This is a genomic window from Dactylosporangium cerinum (assembly GCF_042653625.1).
GTDB classification, from domain to species: domain Bacteria; phylum Actinomycetota; class Actinomycetes; order Mycobacteriales; family Micromonosporaceae; genus Dactylosporangium; species Dactylosporangium cerinum.
The window spans coordinates 1-4,476 of the sequence record NZ_JBHSIU010000022.1 but is presented as its reverse complement, the minus strand read 5'-3'; the positions used below and the strand labels follow the sequence as shown (position 1 = coordinate 4,476).

The following is a 4,476-nucleotide window of genomic DNA, read 5'->3' as shown; positions in this document are numbered from 1 at the left end:
GACACCACTCGCCGTGTTCGCCCCTGCCTCACCACGCGCCAGGGCACCCAACCCGTCCAGGAACCCCTCCCGATCCCCAGCCACCACCACGGCTCGATGCTCGAACACCGCCCGCGACCCCGCCAGCGAAAACCCCACATCGCTCAACCCAGACCCGACACCGTCGAGCAGGAGAGCCCGCAACCGCTCAGCCTGACCAGCCAACGCCGCAGCACTACGACCCGACAACACCCACGGCACCACCGGCAACGACACAGACCCCTGCTCCACCGCCACAGCGGCTTCGGGGGCTTCTTCCAAGATCATGTGGGCGTTGGTGCCGCTGATCCCGAACGAGGACACACCAGCCCGCCGCGGCCGCCCAGACTGCGACCACGACCGCGACTCCGTCAACAGCTGCACCGCACCGGACGACCAGTCCACATGCGGGGTCGGCTCATCAACATGCAACGTCTGCGGCAACACCCCAGCCTGCATCGCCATGACCATCTTGATCACACCCGCCACGCCGGCCGCGGCCTGGGTATGACCGATGTTCGACTTCAACGAACCCAACCACACCGGTTCACGCCCGGCCCGGTCCTGCCCGTACACCTCCAGCAGCGCCTGCGCCTCGATCGGGTCACCCAACATCGTCCCGGTGCCATGGGCCTCCACCGCGTCCACGTCAGTGGGCGAGAGGCGCGCGTTCGCCAACGCCTGCCGGATCACCCGCTGCTGCGACGGGCCGTTCGGCGCGGTCAACCCGTTGCTCGCACCGTCCTGATTCACCGCACTACCCCGGATGACTGCGAGCACCCGGTGACCGTTGCGTCGAGCGTCGGACAGACGCTCCAACAGGAGCAACCCGACACCCTCGCTCCACCCGGTACCATCCGCGGCCCCAGCGAAAGACTTGCAACGCCCATCCGCAGCCAACCCCCGCTGCCGGCTGAACTCAATGAACATGCCCGGTGTCGCCATCACTGCCACGCCGCCGGCCAACGCGAGTGAGCTCTCGCCCTGCCGCAACGACTGACACGCCAGATGCAACGCCACCAGCGACGACGAACACGCCGTGTCCACCGTGACCGCCGGGCCCTCCAACCCGAAGTTGTACGCCAAACGACCCGACACCACACTCCCGGCAATACCCGTGCTGATGAAACCCTCGACCCCCTGAGGATCCCGCCCCGAACCCAGAACACCCATCGCGTAGTCGTGATACATCAATCCGGCGAACACCCCGGTGTCCGAACCCCTCAGCGAGCCAGGGTCGATACCCGCCCGCTCGAACACCTCCCACGCGGCCTCCAGCAACAGCCGCTGCTGCGGATCCATCGCCAACGCCTCACGCGGACTGATCCCGAAGAACCCCGCATCGAAGTCCGCGGCGTCGTACAGGAAACCGCCGTCCCGCACGTAACTGGTCCCCGACCGATCCGGATCCGGGTCGAACAGCCCTTCAATGTCCCAGCCCCGGTCAGTCGGCCACTCCGAGATCCCGTCACCACCGGACGCGACCAGATCCCACAGCCCCTCCGGAGACCGCACACCCCCCGGCAACCGACACGCCATCCCCACAATCGCAATCGGCTCGTCGGCAGGCAGCGCACCGGCCGAAGCGCGGATCTCGGAGCGACCGGCGGTGCCCGCGAATTCGCCCTTGAGATATTCCGCTATTGCCCGGGGGGTCGGGTAGTCGAAGACGAGGGTGGCCGGCAGGGCCAATCCCGTGGCCGACTTCAAGGCATTGCGCAGCTCGACGGCCAGAAGCGAGTCGAAGCCGATCTCGCTGAATGATCGATCGCTTCCGATCGCGTCGCTGGAGCCATGGCCGAGGACCGTCGCCGCCTGCGTCAGGACAAGTTCCAGCAGAGAGCGGCCGCGCTCCTGTTCGTCCATCATCGTCAGACGTCGATTCGCGGTTGCGCTGCTCGGGGCCTTCCGTGCCAGATCTTGCGCAAAGCCTCGCAGCACCGCCGGAACCTTGTCGGACCGTGCGCGCAGCGCACGCACGTCCAGTCGGATCGCAGCCAGGGATGCGCGACTGATGTCGAACGAGGCGTCGAATATCGCTAGTCCATCGCTGACCGAAATCGCTGGCAGGCCGAGACGCTCAAGGCGTCGCTCATCGGCCGAATCCAGCTCTGCGCTCATGCCCGTGGGAACGTCCCACAGGCCGTAGGCCAGGGCGACAGCCGGCAAGCCCAGCGTACGGCGATACTCAGCCAGCCCGTCCAAAAAGACGTTCGCAGCGGCGTAACTCGCCTGCCCAGCAGCCAGCGCGGTGCCCGCCACTGATGAGAACAGGACGAATGTCGACAGGTCCATGTCCTTGGTCAGCTCGTGTAGGTTCCACGCACCGTCTACCTTGGGACGCAGCACCTGGTCGACCCGGTCGGGGGTCAATGAGCCGATCAACCCGTTGTCCGCGATCCCTGCGGCGTGCACGACTGCGGTCAACGGCCGGTCGTCCGGCACCGCAGCCAACAGGGCCGCCACCGCATCCCGATCGGCCACGTCACAGGCAACCACCTCCACCTGCGCGCCCAGACCCGTCAGCTCCTCCTGGAGTTGCGCCGCCCCCGGGGCCTCCGCACCCCGTCGGCTGGTCAACACCAGATGCCGAACCCCATGCCGGACCACCAGATGGCGGGCCACCAACGCCCCCACACCCCCGGTCCCCCCGGTGACCAACGCCGTGCCCTGCGGGTCCAATGTCGCGGTGACTCGTGCTTCAGGTACCGAAACCCGAACAAGTCTGGGAACACGGATCACGCCCGAGCGCAGCGCCACCTCAGGCTCACTGAGCATCGCTATGTGCGATAGGGCTCTGTGCGATTCCTCCTGGTAGTCGGAATCCACCAGCATGATTCGGTCTGGATGCTCTGCCTGCGCCGCACGCACCAACCCCCACACCGGCGCCTGGACCACATCAACACCGCTGATACCAGCACCGGTGTCGACGGCAACCGCGTTCCGGGTCAGGACCACCAGCCGGGCCGCGCCCAGCCGGTCATCGGCCAGCCACGACTGGACCAGCTCCAACGCCCAACCCGTGGTCGCCCGTACCCGCTCGCCGACCTCTCCCTCGGCAGGCATCGGGATGTCCGCGGCCAGCACCAGATCAGGCATCGGCGCGCCATCAGCGACCGCCTGCCGCAACCCGGCCAGATCCGGATGCCCCTGCACCTCGGCTCCCGCTGGCCGTAGTCCGGCAGCCAGGTCCGATCCGTCGACGCCGAGCACCGCCCACCGGGCCGACGCCGACACCGACCCGACACCGGTCGGCGCTACCCAATCGACCTGGAACAGACGATCTGCCAGAACCCTGCCACCGGCTGCGTTGGTGAGCTGTTCGGTGCTGACCGGGCGGGCCACCAGCGATTCCACCATCGCCACCGGCATACCGGCCCCGTCAGCCACCTCCAGAGCGAGCCCGTCATCACCTGCCAGTGTCAACCGCACCCGCAGCATCCCGGCCCCGGCAGCGAACACCGACACCCCCGACCACGCAAACGGCAACCGCAACCCGTCATCGCCATCGAGCAGGGCCGGGTGCAGCGCCGCGTCCAACAGGGCCGGGTGTATCCCGAACAGGCCGGCCTCCTGCGCCGCCGGCTCCGGCAGGACAACCTCGGCGAACACCTCGCCGTCACGACGCCAAATGGCCTGCAGCCCCTGGAACACGGGCCCGTATCCGAACCCGGTCTCAGCCAACTGCTCATACGAGCCGTCGATGTCCACCGCCACCGCGCCCTGCGGAGGCCAGACGGTCAGGTCAAACGATGGCACCGGCGTCGCCGGGGACAGCATGCCGGTGGCGTGGCGGACCCAGACATTGCCCATGTCTTCACTGTGCTCGGGTCGGGAGTAGATGTTGACCGGTCGGCGACCCGACTCCTCCTGCGGTCCGCCGACCCACACCTGCACCTGGACCGCGCTGTCACCGGAGAACACCAGCGGCGCGGTCAGCGTCAACTCCTCCAACAGTCCACAACCGGCCCGCTGCCCCGCACACACCGCCAGTTCCACGAAACCGGTTCCAGGCAACAACACCGCACCAGCCACCACGTGATCGGCCAGCCAAGGATGCGTACGCACCGACACCCTGCCGGTCCACAACACCCCCTCGCCTTCCGCCAACGCCGTGACCGCCGCCAGCAACGGATGCCCAGCGACACCCAGCCCAGCCGCAGCCACATCCCCGGCAGACGACGCCGGTTGCAACCAGAACCGCTCCCGCTGGAACGCATACGTCGGCAGATCCACCCGGACAGCGGGAACCGCGCTGAACACCGCCGGCCACTGCACCGCCACGCCGGCGGTGAACGCCTGCGCCACCGCCAGCAGCAACGACTCAACCTCGGCACCTTCACGACGCAACCCGGCCACGAACACCGACCGCTCTGCCGCTGTCTCGGGCAGGTTTTCCTGGACCATCGCGGTCAACGCCGCACCCGGACCCAACTCCACGAACACCCGCACACCCTG

At 67.9% G+C, this 4,476-nt stretch carries 1 protein-coding gene; it reads right to left on the bottom strand.

Annotated elements, in window-relative coordinates; translation table 11 throughout:
• Positions 1-4,464: type I polyketide synthase (locus ACFPIJ_RS21670; RefSeq protein WP_380116994.1), on the bottom strand; the 4,464-nt coding region annotated here is incomplete at its 3' end.
• Between the last annotated feature and the right edge of the window lie 12 nt (positions 4,465-4,476).